15 protein-coding genes are annotated in these 18232 nt (G+C 54.5%); 8 read left to right on the forward strand and 7 right to left on the reverse strand.

The window, feature by feature from the left end:
• The 6 genes from ACHHZ6_RS16735 (at position 1) to aldB (ending at position 8121) form a co-directional block, all read left to right on the forward strand.
• Positions 1-1137, forward strand: coding sequence for an HlyD family secretion protein (locus ACHHZ6_RS16735; protein WP_395122759.1), 1137 nt, complete (start codon positions 1-3; stop codon positions 1135-1137).
• A gap of 90 nt (positions 1138-1227) precedes the next feature.
• Complete coding sequence (locus tag ACHHZ6_RS16740) at positions 1228-1836, forward strand: glutathione S-transferase (RefSeq protein WP_196390678.1); 609 nt, start codon at positions 1228-1230, stop codon at positions 1834-1836.
• A 103-nt stretch (positions 1837-1939) separates the two neighbouring features.
• Positions 1940-3325: an L-seryl-tRNA(Sec) selenium transferase gene (gene selA / locus ACHHZ6_RS16745; protein WP_196390679.1), complete on the forward strand. Its 1386-nt coding sequence runs from the start codon at positions 1940-1942 to the stop codon at positions 3323-3325.
• Positions 3322-5178, forward strand: a complete 1857-nt coding sequence (selB, locus tag ACHHZ6_RS16750) for a selenocysteine-specific translation elongation factor (RefSeq protein WP_182273079.1) — start codon at positions 3322-3324, stop codon at positions 5176-5178. The genes selA and selB overlap by 4 nt, the downstream gene beginning before the upstream one ends.
• Before the next feature lie 167 nt (positions 5179-5345).
• Positions 5346-6497, forward strand: coding sequence for an L-threonine dehydrogenase (gene yiaY, locus ACHHZ6_RS16755; RefSeq protein WP_395122760.1), 1152 nt, complete (start codon positions 5346-5348; stop codon positions 6495-6497).
• Between the two features lie 85 nt (positions 6498-6582).
• The gene (aldB, locus tag ACHHZ6_RS16760) at positions 6583-8121 is read left to right on the forward strand and encodes an aldehyde dehydrogenase AldB (RefSeq protein WP_182273077.1); all 1539 of its coding nucleotides are present in this window, start codon (positions 6583-6585) and stop codon (positions 8119-8121) included.
• Here the strand turns inward: aldB and ACHHZ6_RS16765 are convergent.
• A complete protein-coding gene (locus ACHHZ6_RS16765; protein ID WP_182273076.1) occupies positions 8118-9083 on the reverse strand; it encodes a LysR family transcriptional regulator in 966 nt (321 codons plus the stop codon). The two genes, aldB and ACHHZ6_RS16765, sit on opposite strands and share 4 nt — an antisense overlap.
• 118 nt (positions 9084-9201) lie before the next feature.
• Between ACHHZ6_RS16765 and ACHHZ6_RS16770 the strand changes: the two genes are divergently transcribed.
• Positions 9202-9942: a MipA/OmpV family protein gene (locus ACHHZ6_RS16770; RefSeq protein WP_182273075.1), complete on the forward strand. Its 741-nt coding sequence runs from the start codon at positions 9202-9204 to the stop codon at positions 9940-9942.
• Positions 9943-10078: 136 nt separating this feature from the next.
• Here the strand turns inward: ACHHZ6_RS16770 and ACHHZ6_RS16775 are convergent, their stop codons facing one another.
• Together ACHHZ6_RS16775 and ACHHZ6_RS16780 are read right to left on the reverse strand one after the other, a co-directional pair.
• Positions 10079-12034, reverse strand: coding sequence for a glycoside hydrolase family 127 protein (locus tag ACHHZ6_RS16775; protein WP_395122761.1), 1956 nt, complete (start codon positions 12032-12034; stop codon positions 10079-10081).
• A gap of 10 nt (positions 12035-12044) precedes the next feature.
• Positions 12045-13445, reverse strand: a complete 1401-nt coding sequence (locus tag ACHHZ6_RS16780; RefSeq protein ID WP_182273073.1) for an MFS transporter — start codon at positions 13443-13445, stop codon at positions 12045-12047.
• A gap of 224 nt (positions 13446-13669) precedes the next feature.
• Here ACHHZ6_RS16780 and ACHHZ6_RS16785 point away from each other — a divergent pair, with 224 nt between their 5' ends.
• A complete protein-coding gene (locus ACHHZ6_RS16785) occupies positions 13670-14488 on the forward strand; it encodes an AraC family transcriptional regulator (protein ID WP_182273072.1) in 819 nt (272 codons plus the stop codon).
• Here the strand turns inward: ACHHZ6_RS16785 and araD are convergent, their stop codons facing one another.
• From araD to ACHHZ6_RS16805, 4 genes are read right to left on the reverse strand one after another with little or no spacing between them, the layout of a single operon-like run.
• Positions 14489-15184 carry an L-ribulose-5-phosphate 4-epimerase gene (gene araD / locus ACHHZ6_RS16790; protein ID WP_182273071.1) on the reverse strand — a complete coding sequence of 232 codons (696 nt, stop codon included), beginning with the start codon at positions 15182-15184 and terminating at the stop codon, positions 14489-14491.
• The gene (locus ACHHZ6_RS16795; protein WP_182273070.1) at positions 15178-16038 is read right to left on the reverse strand and encodes an L-ribulose-5-phosphate 3-epimerase; all 861 of its coding nucleotides are present in this window, start codon (positions 16036-16038) and stop codon (positions 15178-15180) included. The genes araD and ACHHZ6_RS16795 overlap by 7 nt, the downstream gene beginning before the upstream one ends.
• A 2-nt stretch (positions 16039-16040) precedes the next feature.
• Positions 16041-16694, reverse strand: coding sequence for a 3-keto-L-gulonate-6-phosphate decarboxylase UlaD (gene ulaD / locus ACHHZ6_RS16800; protein WP_182273069.1), 654 nt, complete (start codon positions 16692-16694; stop codon positions 16041-16043).
• Complete coding sequence (locus ACHHZ6_RS16805) at positions 16691-18196, reverse strand: FGGY-family carbohydrate kinase (RefSeq protein WP_395122762.1); 1506 nt, start codon at positions 18194-18196, stop codon at positions 16691-16693. The genes ulaD and ACHHZ6_RS16805 overlap by 4 nt, the downstream gene beginning before the upstream one ends.
• Positions 18197-18232 lie beyond the last annotated feature (36 nt).

Below are 18232 nucleotides of genomic sequence, written 5' to 3' on the forward strand. Positions count from 1 at the left end.
ATGGATTTGTTGATTATTCTGACCTATGTGGCATTTGCCTGGGCCATTTTTAAAATATTCCGTATTCCGGTAAACCAGTGGACGCTCGCCACCGCCACCTTAGGTGGGGTATTTATTGTCGCGGGCCTCATCTTATTAATGAACTATAACCATCCGTATACTTTTACGGCGCAAAAAGCGGTTATTTCAATTCCGATTACGCCGCAGGTTACAGGGATTGTCAGTGAAGTCACCGATAAAAATAACCAGCTCATTAAAAAAGGTGACGTGTTATTTAAACTCGATCCAGGTCGCTATCAGGCGCGCGTCGACAGGCTGCAGGCAGACCTGGTGACCGCCACGCATAATATCGACAATCTGAAAGCACAGCTTTCGGAAGCGGTAGCCAATACCACCCGTGTGTCTGCTGAACGTGACCGTCTGTATAAAGACTATCAGCGTTATTTGAAAGGCAGCCAGGCAAAGGTTAACCCGTACTCTGAAAGCGATATCGACAACGCGCGTCAGAACTATCTGGCACAGGATGCACTGGTAAAAGGCTCCGTTGCCGAGCAGACGCAGATCCAGACTCAATTAGACAGTATGGTTAACGGTGAACAATCCCAGGTTGCTTCTCTGCGCGCCCAGCTTGCTGAGGCGACATACAATCTGGAACAGACTGTGGTGCGTGCACCGAGCAATGGCTATATCACCCAGGTGCTGATCCGTCCGGGTACCTATGCAGCGGCACTGCCTCTGCGTCCGGTGATGGTCTTTATTCCGGAACAAAAACGGCAGATTATTGCTCAGTTCCGTCAGAACTCGTTACTGCGTCTGAAACCGGGTGATGAAGCGGAAGTCGTGTTCAACGCGCTGCCGGGTCAGGTGTTCTCCGGTAAGCTCACCAGCATTCTGCCGGTAGTGCCTGGCGGTTCGTATCAGGCTCAGGGAGCGTTGCAGTCTCTGACGGTGGCACCGGGGATGGACGGCGTAATTGGTACCATCGAACTGGATCCGAATGCTGATGTTGATGCATTGCCAGATGGTATCTATGCCCAGGTGGCGGTCTATTCCGACCACTTCGCACATGTTTCCGTGATGCGTAAGGTGCTGTTGCGTATGACCAGCTGGATGCACTACCTCTACCTCGACCATTAATCCTTCCAGGGGCAGGAATGCGATACGCATACCTGCCTTTTTTCATTGCTTGATCCATACTGGTTCTTTTCCGGCATCAAGGATCAGGCAATGAAACTCATCGGCAGCTACACCAGTCCCTTCGTGCGCAAAATTTCGGTTCTCCTGCTGGAGAAAGGGATTGAATTTGAATTTGTAAATGAACAGCCTTATCACGCCGAAAATGGCGTTGCGCAGTACAACCCGTTGGGAAAAGTCCCGGCGCTGGTGACGGATGAGGGGGAATACTGGTTTGATTCTCCGGTTATTGCGGAGTATATCGAACTGCTCGATGTCGCCCCGGCGATGCTGCCGCGTGAGCCAAAAGCAGCGCTGATGATGAAGCAAATTGAAGCCCTGGCCGATGGCATTATGGATGCCGCGCTCGCCTCTGTGCGCGAGCAGGCAAGACCTGCCGCGCAGCAATCGGAAGCGGAGCTATTGCGGCAGCGTGAAAAAATCAACCGCAGCCTGGATATGTGCGAGCAGCTCATCCGGGAGGGTAAAATTCAACGTGATAGCCTGGATCTGGCAACGATTGCTATCGCCTGCGCCATCGGCTATCTCAACTTTCGTCGCGTTTCCCCAGGCTGGTGCGTCGAGCGTCCATTACTGGTGAAACTTGCTCAAACGCTCTTCCAGCGTGAAAGCTTTGCCCGTACCGAACCGCCAAAGGCTTGATGCGGGTTATAACACTTCACTGCCGGAGGCGGTACAATCCCTCTACATGTTAACTCCCTCTCCCGTCGGGAGGGGGGATGATATTTACTCGCCAGGCGCTTTCATGACTACTCATCATTCTCTCTACAGCCAGATCCCTGCTACCGATCGTCTGCTTCGTGAGCCTCACGTCCTTGCCGCACTGGAGCGGTTCGGCCATACCGCGACGGTAGACATGTTACGCCTGCTTCAGGGCGAAGCCCGCAGCCATATTCAGGCAGAAAACACATTGCCGGACTGGTGCGCTGCGTGGGGGCAGGAGGCCGGGAAAAGGCTGATTGAGAAAGCGCAAAGCGCGTTGCGTCCGGTCATTAACCTGACGGGAACCGTTTTGCATACCAACCTGGGGCGTGCGCAACAGGCAGAAGCGGCGGTAGATGCCGTGACGCAGGTCATGCGTTCGCCCGTCACGCTGGAGTACGATCTGGACGGAGCCGGTCGCGGACACCGTGACCGTGCCCTGGCAGATCTTCTCTGCCAGCTTACCGGCGCGGAAGATGCCTGCATTGTGAATAACAATGCGGCGGCGGTGCTGTTGATGCTGGCGGCCACCGCGAGCGGTAAAGAGGTGGTCGTATCCCGCGGTGAACTGGTGGAGATTGGCGGTGCGTTTCGTATTCCGGATGTGATGCGTCAGGCGGGCTGTACTCTGCATGAAGTGGGAACCACTAACCGCACCCATGCGAAAGATTATCGCGCTGCGGTGAATGAAAATACTGCGCTGCTGATGAAGGTGCATACCAGTAATTACCATATTGAAGGTTTTACCAAAACCGTCGATGAAGCGGAGCTGGCGGCGCTCGGGCACGAGCTGAATGTGCCGGTCATTGCCGATCTCGGCAGCGGCTCGCTGGTGGATCTGAGTCAGTACGGTTTACCAAAAGAACCTATGCCACAGGAGATGATTGCGGCAGGGGTAAGCCTCGTGAGTTTTTCCGGCGACAAACTGCTGGGCGGGCCGCAGGCGGGGATTATCGTTGGTAAGCGCGAGCTGATTGCTAAGCTGCAGCAACACCCGCTCAAGCGCGCCCTGCGGGCGGATAAAATGACGCTCGCCGCGCTGGACGCGACGCTGCGACTCTATCTCCACCCGGAGAAACTGGGCGACCGACTGCCAACACTGCGTCTGCTGACGCGTGATGCTGCCTCAATTCGCGCTCAGGGCGAGCTGCTGTTGCCAAACGTCGTGCCGCACTACCCTGGTTTTGATGTGCGCCTCGAATCCTGTCAGTCGCAGATTGGCAGCGGCTCTCTGCCCGTGGACAGACTGCCCAGTGCGGCGCTCACGTTCACACCCCGTGACGGACGCGGCAGCCAGCTTGATGCGCTGTCGGCTCGCTGGCGCGCATTGCCGACACCCATTATCGGGCGCATATACGATGGCCGAATGTGGCTGGATTTACGCTGTCTTGAAGATGAAGAGCGATTTCTGGAGATGCTGTTGAAATGATTATTGCCACCGCCGGTCACGTTGACCACGGAAAAACCACCTTATTGCAGGCTATCACGGGCGTAAATGCCGATCGTCTGCCGGAAGAGAAAAAGCGCGGCATGACCATCGATCTGGGTTATGCCTACTGGCCGCAGCCCGATGGCCGCGTGCTGGGGTTTATTGATGTACCTGGGCACGAAAAATTTCTTTCCAATATGCTGGCGGGCGTGGGGGGCATTGACCATGCGCTACTGGTGGTGGCATGTGATGATGGCATCATGGCGCAGACGCGTGAGCACCTGGCAATCCTGCAACTGACGGGCAACCCGCAGCTGACCGTTGCCCTGACCAAAGCTGACCGCGTGGATGAGGCTCGCATTGACGAGGTGCGCGAAACGGTGCAGGCCGCACTGCGTGAATACGGTTTTGCCGATGCGCCGCTGTTTGTCACCGTGGCGACGGAGGGGCGCGGCATTGATGCCCTGCGCAACCATCTACAGCAACTTACACCACGTGAACACGTCAGCGATCACCGCTTCCGTCTGGCGATCGACAGGGCGTTTACCGTTAAAGGGGCGGGTCTGGTGGTCACCGGTACGGCACTGAGCGGCGAAGTGAACGTGGGAGATACCCTGTGGCTAACGGGCGTTAACAAACCGATGCGCGTACGGGGTTTGCATGCGCAAAACCAGCCTGCTGAGCGTGCCCATGCCGGGCAGCGAATCGCACTGAATATTGCCGGAGATGCGGAAAAAGAGCAGCTTAACCGTGGTGACTGGCTGCTGGCCGATGCACCACCTGAACCGTCTGAGCGGGTGATCGTCTCCCTGCAGACGCATATACCGCTTACCCAGTGGCAGCCGTTGCACATTCATCATGCGGCCAGCCATATTACCGGGCGTGTGTCGCTGCTGGAAAATGACCTCGCTGAACTGGTTTTCGACGCTCCACTGTGGCTTGCCGATAATGACCGCCTGGTGCTGCGGGACATTTCGGCGCGGGAAACGCTGGCCGGGGCGCGCGTGGTAACGCTCAATCCCCCCCGTCGTGGTAAACGTAAGCCCGAGTATCTTCAGTGGCTGGCAGCGCTGGCGCAGGCGCAGGATGATAAGGCTGCATTGCTGGTTCATCTGGAGCGCGGTGCTGTCAATCTTGTTGATTTCGCGTGGGCTCGCCAGCTCAGCGGCGAGGGGTTGCACCAGCTGACACAAGAGCCAGGTTTTATTCAGGCCGGTTATAGTCTGCTGAACGCGCCAGTTGCGGCATGCTGGCAGCGTAAAGTGTTGAACACGCTGGCGACATACCATGAACAGCATCAGGATGAACCCGGGCCGGGGCGCGAACGTCTGCGACGCATGGCGTTGCCGATGGAAGACGATGCGCTGGTGTTGCTGCTGATTGAAAATATGCGTGAAAGTGGCGTGATTAAAAGCCACCACGGCTGGTTGCATCTGCCGGATCACAAAGCCGGATTTACTGCAGAACAAGAGGCGATATGGCAAAAAGTGGTGTCGCTGTTTGGCGATGAGCCGTGGTGGGTTCGCGATCTCGCACGTGAAACGAATACTGATGAGCAGGTGATGCGCCAGGTGTTACGCCATGCCGCACAACAGGGGCTGATAGTGGCGATCGTTAAAGATCGTTATTACCGTAACGATCGGATTGTGGCGTTTGCTAACCTGATCCGCGAACTGGATCAGGCGCGAGGCTCTACCTGTGCGGCAGATTTCCGCGATCGTCTCAATGTGGGTCGCAAGCTGGCTATTCAAATCCTGGAATATTTTAACCGAATTGGCTTTACCCGCCGCCGTGGTAACGATCATGTATTACGTGATTCATTATTATTTCCTGAAACACAATCAAGGCATTAATACATAATTTGAATAGATCGAAATAGATATATATATTGATTAACACCTTCGCATGTTTAAATTTATTAACCTTGCGAAGGTGTACGCAAAAACAAGTTTTTGATCATGTTTTTTAAATAATCTTTTCCGTATGCTGCCGACAGTTTTTATCTCTTTGAGGAAATATCATGGCTGCATCCGTATTTTATATTCCATCTGTGAATATTATTGGTTCTGATTCATTATCGTGCGCAATGGATACCATGCGTGATTATGGCTGGCGTCGCGCGCTGATTGTTACCGATGCTATGCTGAACAAACTGGGGATGGCTGCTGATATTCAAAACGCACTGAAAGAACGCAATATTAACAGTGTAGTTTATGATGGAACGCACCCTAACCCAACAACAGCAAACGTGGCTGCTGGCCTGGAAATATTAAAAGCCAATCAGTGCGATTGCGTTATTTCTCTTGGCGGTGGCTCACCACACGATTGTGCAAAAGGTATTGCGCTGGTGGCTGCAAACGGCGGCGATATTCGTGATTATGAAGGCGTTGATCGTTCGGCAAAACCGCAATTACCGATGATCGCCATTAATACCACCGCTGGTACTGCATCTGAAATGACGCGCTTCTGTATTATTACCGATGAGGCGCGCCATATTAAAATGGCCATTGTGGATAAACACGTCACGCCATTGCTGTCGGTTAACGACGCGTCGCTGATGAGCGGCATGCCAAAATCGCTGACGGCAGCAACCGGCATGGATGCTCTGACACACGCGATTGAAGCCTATGTTTCCGTGGCGGCCACACCGATTACCGATGCCTGTGCACTGAAAGCGGTAACGATGATTAGCGAAAACCTGGTGCAGGCTGTCGAAGATGGCAGTAACGCTCAGGCGCGTGAGGCGATGGCGTATGCGCAGTTCCTTGCCGGGATGGCCTTTAACAATGCCTCTTTAGGCTATGTGCATGCAATGGCGCATCAGCTGGGTGGCTTCTACGACCTGCCGCATGGTGTGTGTAACGCAGTACTGCTGCCGCATGTTCAGGTGTTCAACAGCAAAGTGGCGGCGGCGCGCTTGAGTGACTGTGCAAAAGCAATGGGGGTGGATGTCAGCAAGATGACGGATGAGCAGGGTGCTCAGGCCTGCATTGTTGAAATTCGTACTCTGGCGCGCAAGGTAAATATCCCGGCGGGTCTGCGTGAGCTGAATGTCAAAGAGGAAGATATTCCGGTTCTGGCAACCAATGCGCTGAAGGACGCCTGCGGGTTCACTAACCCTGTGCAGGCAACCCACGAAGAGATCATGGCGATTTACCGCGCCGCGATGTGACATCCGTCGTAAACCCGTCACCGACTGGCGAGAAAATCGCCAGTCGGAACTACCCTTGTTGTACATCAACAGTAAGGAGACGGTCATGACAAACAATCCTCCCTCATCGCGCATTCAGCCTGGCGAGTATGGTTTCCCCCTCAAGCTAAAACCGCGTTATGACAACTTTATTGGCGGCGACTGGGTGGCACCCGTCGACGGTGAATACTATTCCAACCTGACGCCTGTCACTGGCCAGCCGCTGTGTGAAATCGCCAGTTCAGGTAAGCGTGATATCGACCTGGCGCTGGATGCTGCGCATAAAGTCAAAGATACATGGGGGCATACCTCCGTTCAGGACAGGGCAGCTATCTTGTTCAAAATCGCCGATCGGATGGAGCAGAATCTGGAGCTGCTGGCGACAGCGGAAACCTGGGACAATGGCAAACCGATACGGGAAACGATGGCGGCGGATGTGCCGCTGGCGATTGACCACTTCCGCTATTTTGCCTCCTGTATTCGCGCGCAGGAGGGCGGGATCAGTGAAGTAGATAGCGACACCGTGGCGTATCACTTCCACGAACCGTTGGGCGTGGTGGGGCAAATTATTCCGTGGAACTTCCCGTTGCTGATGGCGAGCTGGAAAATGGCTCCTGCACTGGCGGCAGGGAACTGCGTTGTGCTGAAACCGGCGCGCTTAACCCCGCTGTCGGTACTGCTGTTGATGGAGGTCATCGGTGACTTGCTGCCGCCTGGCGTGATTAACGTCGTTAACGGGGCCGGGGGCGAGATCGGCGAATATCTGGCTACCTCAAAACGCATTGCCAAAGTGGCGTTTACCGGGTCGACGGAAGTGGGCCAGCAGATCATGCAGTACGCGACTCAGAACATTATACCGGTCACTCTGGAATTGGGGGGGAAATCCCCGAACATCTTCTTTGCTGATGTGATGGACGAAGAAGATGCCTTCTTCGACAAAGCGCTGGAAGGGTTTGCGCTGTTTGCTTTCAACCAGGGGGAAGTCTGTACCTGCCCAAGCCGGGCGCTGGTGCAGGAGTCCATTTATGAACGCTTTATGGAACGGGCAATCCGCCGCGTGGAGTCGATCCGCAGCGGTAACCCGCTTGATAGCGTCACACAGATGGGGGCACAGGTGTCACATGGGCAGCTGGAAACCATCCTCAACTACATTGATATCGGCAAAAAAGAAGGGGCGGATGTGCTGACCGGGGGCCGACGTAAGGTTCTGGGGGGCGATCTGCAGGAGGGCTATTATCTTGAGCCGACGATCCTGTTTGGTCAGAACAACATGCGTGTCTTCCAGGAAGAGATTTTTGGCCCGGTACTGGCCGTGACGACCTTCAAAACGATGGAGGAGGCGCTGGAAATTGCCAACGATACGCAGTATGGCTTAGGTGCTGGCGTCTGGAGCCGCAACGGTAATCTGGCCTATAAGATGGGGCGGGGCATTCAGGCCGGGCGAGTGTGGACTAACTGCTACCACGCTTATCCGGCACATGCTGCGTTTGGGGGTTACAAGCAGTCGGGTATTGGGCGTGAAACCCATAAGATGATGCTGGAGCATTATCAGCAAACGAAATGTCTGCTGGTCAGCTATTCTGATAAACCACTGGGGCTGTTTTAATTCTCCAGTTCAGGCCGTCCCTGGGCGGCCTGAGCTATTTGCTGACGCAAGCAGTTCAGTACGCCGTCCAGCACATATTGTACGCGCCAGGGTTGATATTCGCGCTTGCGGAATATCGCGGTCAGATCGAGCCACCATTCTTCCTGATGGGGGAAGCAGGGGACAAGCATACCGTGCGTTAGCTCTTTTTTCAGGCTCTCTTTCGGGGCGAAAACAATCCCAAGATTATTTCTGGCCAGTTCCAGCGCCGTCAGCGTATTATCGCAAATATAGTTACCGGTCACTTTGTAATCATGAACGAACTCACTACCATGAGCACGAAAACGCCAGATATTAGCATCATCAACCAGCATTGAATCTATTAATATACAAGAGTGGTTAATTAAATCATCCGGGCCAGAGATGGGGTGGTTAATTAAATATTCTTTTGTCGCAAACGCTGTTACGGAATATTTTGTCAGTACGCTTGCCACTAAATTTTCATCTTTCGGCTGCGCGTAGGTCAGTAAAATGTCGCAATCATCAGGGAATGAAACACCCTCAGAAAATTCATTACTGTCAAGATTGTATGTTTTCAGTGAAAGGTGAATATCACCAATCTCTTCAATTTTGTGGATAACATGGCGCGCCAGATAGGTCACGATACCCGTTGGGGCGTAAATCGTCACTTTCCCGCGTTTTTCATGCTTATAATCGGCAATAAAATTAATTAGTTGGCTATTTTTATCCAGCGAGGCGTTAACGTAGGGTAGCAGAGCCTCGCCAAACTGGGTGAGCGCCAGCTGGCGGGTGGTGCGCTCAAAAACCTTGAGGCCTACGCGCGTCTCAAAGTCAGAGAGATATTTACTCACGTTGGCCTGTGCCATTCCCAACAGGGCGGCGGCATCACCGATGCTGCGGGTTGCGGCAATGACAGAAATAATTTTTAACTCACGTGGCTTCAGTTGTAGTTTATTCATCATGCGCACCGCATCTATATGATTTTATATATAGTATTATATAAACTGTATCGTTGCATGGGTAAATTTGTAACCATTATTATTCGCCTCGCTTGTCTGGCGTTTAAATGGATTGCATGGAATGAATATCAAAAAGAATTTACTCATCGCTGCCACGCTATTTGCCGCATCATCCGCAATGGCCAGTGATTTTTCACTTGGGGTAGGTGCTGTATTTAATGAGTCGCCTTACAAAGGGTATAACGAAAATACTACCGCAGTACCGTTAATTAGCTATGAAGGCGATCGTTTTTACGTACGCCAGACTACAGGGGGATGGATCCTGTGGAAAGATGCTAAAAATGAGTTAAGCCTCACCGCGTCGTGGATGCCTCTGAGCTTTGACCCTGATGACAATGACGACGATCAGATGAAACACCTTGATGAGCGTAAAGCGTCTGCATTCCTGGGTGGGGCATACTATCGCCACGAAAGCTGGGGCTCCCTGAAGTTTGCCGTCTCCGGCGACGCGATGGATGAAAGCGGTGGCATGGTGGGTGAATTGTCATACTTCCACCCTATCCGGATGGAGCGTCTGACCCTGACGCCATCTGCAGGCGTTTTCTACAGTGACGAAAGCTATAACGATTACTACTACGGTGTGTCCAGTAGCGAATCTCGCCGCTCTGGTCTGAAGGAATACACCGCAGGTGACAGCTGGACGCCATACGTTGGCCTGGCGGCGAAATATCAGCTGACCCAGAAGCTGTTCCTGAACGCCAGCGCGGTGTACACCGTGTTGCCTGATGACGTGAAAAACAGCCCGATGATCGACCGTGACGACAGCTTTGCGCTGATGACCGGCATGACCTGGCGTTTCTGATGGTTTAAAACTGTCCCCACGGATGGGGACAGCCTTTTTACTTTACCGGACGGTGGTCTTGTTTTTATCTGGCCTGCGAGCCTTACTCCCTCTCCCGTGGGAGAGGGTTGGTGTGAGGGTATCAGGCCGCAGATAATCACACCTCATCCACCCAAATCCGCATCTCCCCTTCGCCACGGTTCGCCCAGCTAAACCACGGGATAAAGGTCAGCGTCTGGGGCTGACGCTGCACCGGTGAGCGATCGTACTGCCAGAGAGCACCAGACCCTGTGTCCGTTGTGCGATGAGCCACCCCTTCCGCCTGAATCAGCATCTTGTGTGCGAAAATACCTTTTCCTTCAAAGACCCGGAATTCGCTGTCTGCAGGCAGAGAGAGATTGTGCAGGTTTGCGCCGTTGTCGGCCTCTTCCAGGCAGTAGACCAGCGGGCCGCGCTGTAGCGCGACGTTACCCGCCTGCTGGCGTACCTGCGGGTTGCCATACACCCGGCGAACCGGCATGGGGAGCGTCAGTGTTAATACATCACCTTCCTGCCAGCTGCGCATGAGATAGAGATAGCCGCGTGATACTTCGCCAGTAACCTTTTCACCATTCAGCGTCACGTCAGGCTTCGCGCACCAGTCTGGGAGCCGCAGAGCAAGAGTATGAGTGACAGGAACAGGAGACGTGATCTCGATTTTTACCTGTTCATGCCACGGATAATTACCGCTGATACGCAGCTGTAACGCCTGCTCACCTACCGGTATTGCAACGTCGTTTCCCACGTACAGGTTGATAAACAATGCATCCGGGCGAACGGTATAGATGTAATGGCCCAGTGAGGTCAGCACGCGAGCGATATTTGGCGGGCAACAGGCACAGCCGAACCAGCGCTGGCGTACCGGTTTTACGTGATCATAAATGTGGTTAAATGCCAGCGTCTTAGGATGGACTTCCAGTGGGTTCACATAAAAGAAATGTTTACCATCCAGCGCCATACCACCCAACACCGTGTTGTATAACGCACGTTCCATCACATCGGCATACTGGCTGTCCGCCTCCATCTCCAGCATCCGGCGGGCAAACATCATCAGGCCAATCGAGGCACAGCTTTCAGCATAAACCGTATCATTGGGCAGATCGTAATCACTGCTGAAGGCTTCACCACTGCTTTGCGAGCCGATCCCCCCCGTAATGTACAGCTGGCGTTGCGCCATATTTTCCCACAGCCGTAAACAGTCCTGACGTTTGCCCTCGTCATTGCTCAGGCGAGCCAGATGGGCCATGCCCGTCATCAGGTAGACAAAGCGGACGGCATGACCGATGGCCGTTTGTTGTTCAGCAAGCGGTTGCAGTGCCTGGCTATAGGCTTTGTCTTTGACCATCCACGCCGGGCCATAGTTGTGCCAGTGTGATGTCCTGCCACGTTTCTGGTATTCGATGTCGTAGAAGTGGGGTTGTGCGCCACGCTCCTCAATGAAGTATTTCACCAGGTTCAGGTAACGCGGCTCCTGAGTGACGTCGTAAAGCCGCATCAGCGCCAGCTCAATTTCCGGGTGACCCGGGTAACCGTGTAGCTGGTTCTCTCCGGGGCCAAACACGCTGTCGATATGATCTGCCAGCCTGCATACGACCTCAAGCAGATGGCGCTTTCCGGTTCCCTGGAAATACGCCACGCCGGCTTCAATCATATGCCCGGCGCAGTACAGCTCGTGGCACTCGGCCAGGTTCGTCCAGCGCTCGCCGGGAGCCTTCACTGTGAAGTAGGTGTTGAGATAACCATCCTCACACTGCGCCGCTGCCACCAGCGCAATCACCTCATCGGCGGTCTTTTCCAGTTCCGCATCGGGCTTCTGGCACAGAGACCATGCCACTGCTTCCAGCCATTTCGCCACGTCACTGTCCTGAAACACCATGCCGTAGAATTCACCCTGTTCCAGACCTGCCGCAATGCGGAAGTTGGTGATGGCATGGCTGGGTTCGGCTTCCGTCACGCGATCGTTAAGCGCATCCCACTGGTAGGGGATCACCACATCACGCACCAGCCGTTGATACTGGCCGAGAAACGGGTCGTTGATTTTCAGTTGGTGCAGGTCGGCTTCCATTATGGACATATCATTCTCCTCAGGACAGTACGTGACGCTGGCGCAGGTCGGTGGCAATGCGCGACATCATGGGATTGTTGAGTCTGCACCAGCGAATAGCGACGGCCAGTAGCAGATGGAAAAGGGCGGGGAGCAGCGTTTCCATTGCGGTGATGCCCTGCAACGATGCAGGCGTCTGGTTGCCCACGCCCGGCTGATAGGCCACGGCGATAAACACCAGACTGATGATCCCGGCGCTGGAGGCCCACGCGAGCTTGATGAAAAACAGGTTGAAGGCGAAATTCATGCCCGATGAACGCACACCGGTTTTCCACTCACCGTAGTCGTCGGCGAAGGCCATCAGCGAAAAGTGCAGCGGTAGCGTAAAGCCCAGGATCACGCCATTGCTCAGAATGATAACCAGCCAGAGCGTCTGGTAAGCCGGACCATTAGGCAGGAACCACATACCTGCGGCGAGCCCGGCCAGTAACAGGTTGGTGTAGTAGTAGAGTTTGACGGTATCGAAACGTCGGGACAGGGGATTCACAATGACCGCCCCGAGGATGGCCGCAAAGGTCACCATCGTGAAAAACAGCGAGGTATATGCGGTACTCCCCTGGAGCACGTAGGTGATGAAGTACATATATCCGCCGCCACGGATGTTGAAGACGTTAATCAGCAGGAATGACATCACCAGCATCAGCAGCAACTGGTCGTTTTTACGCAGCCCGGCAAGATGCTCGCGTAAGGTGAATTTGCCCATCAGCGCCAGTGGAACACGCTCGCGCACCCAGAAGAAACAGCACAGAAACATCACCACGGCGATAGCGCAAAGTACGCCAACGCCAAGCTGATAGCCCCGTGCGGCATTGCCCTGGCCCAATTCCGCGACCAGCCACGGCAGGCCAACGGAGACTAAAAAACCGGCAACGCCGCACAGCACAAAGCGCCAGGACTGGCAGGAAATAACCTCGTTATGGCGGGTGGTCATGGTGTTAATCAGCGCGCAATAAGGTACGTTGATGGCGGTGTAACCCACTGACAGCATTAAATACGTCCCGAATGCCCAGGCGATTTTCACCCCCATGCTGGCATCAGGAACGGTGAAGGTCAGTACGCCGATGATCCCGATGGGGAACGCCACCCACAGCTGCCAGGGACGAAAACGCCCCCAGCGGCTCTGCGTGCGGTCAGCAATAATGCCCATCACCGGGTCGGAGATGGCGTCAAATACGCGCAGGGCAATAAACAGCGTGCCCACGAGAGCGGGCGTCAGGCCAAAGATATCGGTATAGAAAAAGGTAAGGAAGTTCATGATCAGGCAAGTGATCACGGTGCCGCCTGCATCGCCCAGGCCATAGCCTATTTTTTCGCGAACGGACAAACGATCATCTCTCGCCCGTTGTGCAACGTCAGATTCGGTAATCGGGGTGGAAGTCATGAGGTAACTCCTCGGTAAGCGATTTATTATCGTATTTGTGCAAGGTACCCATTTATTCTGCACCGAACGGTAAGGCCAACAAGGGAAGGGATAAGTATAAAAAGGTGACGATTCCGACCTGATGATAAAAATGTGAATTTGATCGGGAAGACATTCATCTATTTATTAATAATCAAAGGGTAAGTCCAATAATTGCGACAATAAAAGCGGAATAGTGAATACAGATGCTTGAATTATCCATAGCGCTTCCGATTAAAGTACAAAATGGTGGGTTATTTATTTCCCGGGGAGTGGGCCGTCATCCGGCGCGTAAATTAACATCGTGGGAAATTATCTTTGTCGAAAAGGGGACATTATCGATCCAGGAGGAAAACACACTTTTTGAGGTGAAGGCGGGGGAAAGTTTACTGCTCTGGCCGGATCGCCGGCACGTGGGAACCGAAGATTTTCCGGCTGACCTTCGGTTTTACTGGCTGCATTTTGAGGTTGAGCGTATGCCGCCACTTTTGCCAAATGCTTCTCCTCTGACAATAGAACAACACTGCTGTGTGAGAGATGCACAATATGTGATTGCCCTTTTTCGGCAATTCCTGAGTGAGCAGGAGAAATTGCAGCGAAGCGTAGCGCTGGAAATGATTTTATTGCTGATTTTACAGCAAGTGTCGATCTCTTCGGGATATGAAGACAATGCCGATGAAGCCGGTGCAGCATTAGCGTGGAAGGCAAAACAACGTATTCGCACGCAGTTTCATTTACCGTTATCCACCTCGCAGCTGGCAAAAGAGCTGCACTGTAATGCAGATTACCTGGGGCGCGTATTTCGCCGGACATTTCATTTAACCCTGACGGAGGCGATTCATCGCCAGCGCGTCAGGGCGGCAGAAAAGTTGCTGCTGAATGATGCGGCATCATTAACCGAAGTGGCAACCCGCTGCGGCTTTAATGATGTCGGGTATTTCCGGCAGATATTTTCGAAGTACACGGGGTTAACCCCCGCCGTCTGGAAACGGCGGTACTGCAAGGAACGCATCAATTCCGGGTGATCACTGCCCGTAATACGCATTCACCCCGTGTTTACGCAGATAATGCTTGTCCAGCAATGCCTGCTGCATAACCGGTAATTGTGGTGCAAGCTGGCGCGAGAACAGGCCCATATATGCGCATTCTTCCAGCACCACAGCGTTGTGTACGGCATCGGCGGCATCTTTACCCCAGGTAAACGGGCCGTGGGAATGCACCAGCACCGCCGGGATCTGCATCGGGCTTAAATCGCGTTCCTCGAAGGTTTTAATGATCACTTCCCCCGTCTGGTATTCGTACTCCCCTGCAATTTCAGCCGTGGTCATCAGCCGTGTACAGGGGATTGCCCCGTAGAAGTAGTCGGCGTGGGTGGTGCCCCAGGCCGGTAAATCTTGCCCCGCCTGCGACCAGATAGTCGCGTGGCGGGAGTGAGTATGAACAATACCGCCAATCTCCGGGTAACGCCGGTACAGCGCAAGGTGGGTTGGCGTGTCGGAGGAGGGTTTTTTGCTGCCCTCGACCACGTTACCTGTGGCGATATTTACCACCACCATATCTTCCGCGGTCATTACGTCATACTCCACGCCGGAAGGTTTGATCACCATCAGGCCGCTTTCGCGATCAACCGCGCTGACGTTGCCCCAGGTAAACGTCACCAGCTGGTGGGCGGGCAGCGCCAGGTTTGCCGCCAGCACGTCGGCTTTGAGTTGTTCTAACATGTCATGCCTCCTTCCTGCATACGGGCTTCAATCCAGCGGCGTGCCTGGATGATTTCCAGCACCGGCTCTTTCGCTTTTTCGGTCCACATTTCAATCAGAAATGCGCCGCGATAGTTCAGCTGATTGAGCGTGTTAAACACGCCCACAAAATCGACGCAGCCCTCACCAAACGGCACGTCGCGGAATTGTCCGGGGCTTTGTGCCGTCACGGGTTGGGTATCTTTCAGGTGGATCGCGGCGATACGGTCAATACCCAGCGTCAGCTCGGCGGTGACATCGTTGCCCCACGCGCTCAGGTTGCCGACGTCCGGGTAAACGCTGAACCACGGTGATGCGAGCATCTCATCCCATTTTTTCCACTTGCTGATGGAATTCATAAACGCGGTGTCCATGATCTCCACCGCCAGCATCACCTGCGCGGCGGCAGCTTGCTCGACGGCCCACGCCAGCCCTTCGGCGAAGCGTTGCTGAGTGCCCTCATCGTGTTCTTCGTAGTAGACGTCATAACCCGCAAGCTGGATGGTGCGGATCCCTAAATCGCGCGCCAGTTTGATGGCTTTGGTCATGATCTCGCGGGCGCGTTCGCGCACGGTTTCATCCCGGCTGCCAAACGGAAAACGGCGGTGAGCGGACAAACACATCGAGGGGATCGACACGCCGGTTTCCAGCATCGCTTCAACCAGCGAGGCGCGCTGCGTGGTGCTCCATTCAAGGCGCGATAACCGTTCGTCAGTCTCATCGACCGACATTTCGACAAAATCAAACCCGCAGCTTTTTGCCAGAACCAGACGCTCCGGCCAGGTGAGTGTTTTCGGCAACGCTTTTTCGTAGATACCTAACGGATGCTGACGCATGGCTACTCTCCCCAGATGTCGCGGATTTGTGAATGGAAGGCATGTGCCACCTGCTGCGGATGGATCGCCCCTGCCAGCGCACGCCCGGCAATGAACGCTTTGACGTTAATCTGTTTAAACAGCGGCAGGTCAGCGGGGGTAATGCCGCCGGTGATCGAGAGCTGTAAACCAATATCAGAGAGCGCTTTCATTCTGGTGAGATCCGCTTCGCCCCACTGCTGACCGCTGGCCTGCGCGTCACGCCCACGGTGGTAGATTGCCTGCTTCACGCCGACGCGGTGCCAGGCGCGGGCGTCGTCCAGCGTCCAGTTGCCAAACAGCTCCATCTGAATTTCACCGCCGCAGCGCAGTGCCACCTCATGACCTTTTTCGACAGTTGCCAGCGGCGCGGCGCAGATGATGGTCATCCAGTTCGCCCCCGCGCCAAACGCCTGCTCAGCCAGTGTTTCTCCGGCATCGGCCACTTTCCAGTCCGCCACGATAATCTTTTCCGGGCACTGCTCGCGCAGTGCCTTCACGGCGTTCAGCCCTTCAGTCAGACACAAAATGGTGCCTGCTTCGACGATATCGACGTGGTCTGAAAGCAAAGCGACATCGCGCTGAGCGGCCTGAAGTGAGGTATGGTCGAGCGCCAGCTGCAGTAATGGTCGGCTCATAGGTCGTACTCCTTAACGCGGGCGTGATAGCCCTGTAGTGCTGAAATCAGTAACTGGTAACGGTGGTATTTGCGCTGATAGGCCGCATGGGCGCGCATATCAGGTTCAATGATCCGAATGTCATGTCTGAGGGCGTGCTGCGCTGTGTGGAAATCGGGATACATGCCGGTGCCGACCAGTGCAGCCAGTGCTGCACCGGAACACCCCGTCTCTTCTACCTGAGGCAGTTCAATCGCCAGACCACTGACGTCGGCGAGCATTTGCATCCATACATCCGAATGGGTTGGGCCGCCCGTAACGCGCAGCGTCTGCACGTGGGTAAAGCGTTCGAGCATGCGGTTGAGATGGGTCATATGGCTGAATACCACGCCCTCGTAAACCGCCTGCAGCAGATGCGCGCGGGTGTGCAGCGCCTGCATGCCGTAAAAACCGCTGGTCATCTCCAGGCCAGCGTTGCTGCCATAAAGAAAGGGCAGGAAGAACACATCGCTTTCAGCCTTCGGCAGGCTGGAAACAGCCTGGTTGATTTCACTGAACGACATATCGCCCCACTGTGCGGTCAGCCACTCCAGGTTGCCGGAAGAGGTGGGGCTGGCTTCGTGAACAATGTATTGCAGCGGATGCACATAGCGGCCATAGACATAAGGGAACGGTTCGTTGTCGCGGATGCCGTTGGCAATTCCGCTGGTGACGGCCCAGGTACCCATCACGGCGTTTAGCGTATGTTCGTCGTGCAGTCCGGCGCAGATCGCGGTAGAAACCACATCAAACAGACCACCCACGACGGGCGTTCCCGCCGTAAGACCGGTCAGAGCGGCTGCCTGAGCGGTGATTCCTCCGCAAATGTCTGCTGAACCGACAACCGGTGGCAGTGCGCCGTCGATTTCACTAATACCAAGCCAGCGCGTGAGTTGTGGGTCATAGTGACCGGTGTTCATGTTGTAGAGGTTGGACTCTGAAATGTTGCTCTCTTCGCAACCTTTCACGCCCGTGAGGCACCAGCGCAGATAGTCGTGCGCCATCATCACGCAGCCGATCTGTTGGTAGCGCTGCGGCTCGTTCTCTTTGACCCAGCGCAGGAGCGAGGCCGGGTGCCCTGTCCATAATGTCTGACGCGTATGCGGATAGAGTTTTTCGGGAATGCCGTCCTGCTGCCAGCGCTGAACAATCTCCAGTGCCCGGCGGTCAGAGGAGAGCATGGCATTTCCCAGCGGTTGGTCATTTTTATCGAGAAGAAACAGCCCCTTACCCTGAGCGGAGATACCCAGGCCTTTGATTTGTTCGCCAGAAACATGGGCATTTTTGAGCAGTGTGGCGACGGTAGTATGGCAATGCTGCCATAGCTGGTGCATATCCCGTTCGGCGTAGCCAGGGCGCGGGCTGAGCGTGGCAACCGAACGGCGTTCAATACAGATTTCTTTGCCCTGGCTGTTGTATAAACCGGCTTTCAGATAAGTACCGCCACAATCGATACCCAGCCAGAAGGGCTCTTTTTCACTCATCTTTTGATTCTCTTGTCTTGCACCCTCTCCGCGTGG

This window comes from Enterobacter cloacae complex sp. 2024EL-00214, from assembly GCF_043945575.1.
In the GTDB taxonomy this organism is placed as follows: domain Bacteria; phylum Pseudomonadota; class Gammaproteobacteria; order Enterobacterales; family Enterobacteriaceae; genus Enterobacter; species Enterobacter cloacae_P.

Excerpts from the sequence above, each read along its gene's own strand:
- ACHHZ6_RS16735 (WP_395122759.1), top strand. The coding sequence starts at position 1 with ATGGATTTGTTGATTATTCTGACCTATGTGGCATTTGCCTGGGCCATT.
- ACHHZ6_RS16740 (WP_196390678.1), top strand. The coding sequence starts at position 1,228 with ATGAAACTCATCGGCAGCTACACCAGTCCCTTCGTGCGCAAAATTTCG.
- selA (WP_196390679.1), top strand. The coding sequence starts at position 1,940 with ATGACTACTCATCATTCTCTCTACAGCCAGATCCCTGCTACCGATCGT.
- selB (WP_182273079.1), top strand. The coding sequence starts at position 3,322 with ATGATTATTGCCACCGCCGGTCACGTTGACCACGGAAAAACCACCTTA.
- yiaY (WP_395122760.1), top strand. The coding sequence starts at position 5,346 with ATGGCTGCATCCGTATTTTATATTCCATCTGTGAATATTATTGGTTCT.
- aldB (WP_182273077.1), top strand. The coding sequence starts at position 6,583 with ATGACAAACAATCCTCCCTCATCGCGCATTCAGCCTGGCGAGTATGGT.
- ACHHZ6_RS16765 (WP_182273076.1), bottom strand. The coding sequence starts at position 9,083 with ATGATGAATAAACTACAACTGAAGCCACGTGAGTTAAAAATTATTTCT.
- ACHHZ6_RS16770 (WP_182273075.1), top strand. The coding sequence starts at position 9,202 with ATGAATATCAAAAAGAATTTACTCATCGCTGCCACGCTATTTGCCGCA.
- ACHHZ6_RS16775 (WP_395122761.1), bottom strand. The coding sequence starts at position 12,034 with ATGTCCATAATGGAAGCCGACCTGCACCAACTGAAAATCAACGACCCG.
- ACHHZ6_RS16780 (WP_182273073.1), bottom strand. The coding sequence starts at position 13,445 with ATGACTTCCACCCCGATTACCGAATCTGACGTTGCACAACGGGCGAGA.
- ACHHZ6_RS16785 (WP_182273072.1), top strand. The coding sequence starts at position 13,670 with ATGCTTGAATTATCCATAGCGCTTCCGATTAAAGTACAAAATGGTGGG.
- araD (WP_182273071.1), bottom strand. The coding sequence starts at position 15,184 with ATGTTAGAACAACTCAAAGCCGACGTGCTGGCGGCAAACCTGGCGCTG.
- ACHHZ6_RS16795 (WP_182273070.1), bottom strand. The coding sequence starts at position 16,038 with ATGCGTCAGCATCCGTTAGGTATCTACGAAAAAGCGTTGCCGAAAACA.
- ulaD (WP_182273069.1), bottom strand. The coding sequence starts at position 16,694 with ATGAGCCGACCATTACTGCAGCTGGCGCTCGACCATACCTCACTTCAG.
- ACHHZ6_RS16805 (WP_395122762.1), bottom strand. The coding sequence starts at position 18,196 with ATGAGTGAAAAAGAGCCCTTCTGGCTGGGTATCGATTGTGGCGGTACT.